1 protein-coding gene is annotated in these 268 nt (G+C 61.6%); it reads left to right on the top strand.

Annotated elements, in window-relative coordinates:
* Window positions 1–170 precede the first annotated feature (170 nt).
* The coding region (locus tag NLU14_RS22000) for a helix-turn-helix transcriptional regulator (RefSeq protein WP_275710618.1) at window positions 171–268 on the top strand (98 nt) is incomplete at its 3' end.

The raw sequence follows: 268 nt of genomic DNA on the forward strand, positions 1-268 counted from the left end.
GGGGCTCGCCGTCGATCCGGCGGCGATCGCCGACGCATCCGTTTCGATCAAGGAAATTGAAAGCTAGCCGAGCCTGACATTATGTCAGGTCTTGTTGACAATTGCGCGCGACTCGCTAGGTAAGGTGTACCTGACAAGGTGTCAGGTCATGGGGACATGCCGAACAACGGATGCGAAACCGGCTGAAAGTGCTGCGCGCCGAACGCGACTGGAGCCAGGCGGAGCTTGGCGGTCGGCTCGGCGTGTCGCGCCAGGCCGTGAACGCGAT

The sequence above is a fragment of the Marinobacter iranensis genome, assembly GCF_029207565.1.
Lineage (GTDB): Bacteria > Pseudomonadota > Gammaproteobacteria > Pseudomonadales > Oleiphilaceae > Marinobacter > Marinobacter iranensis.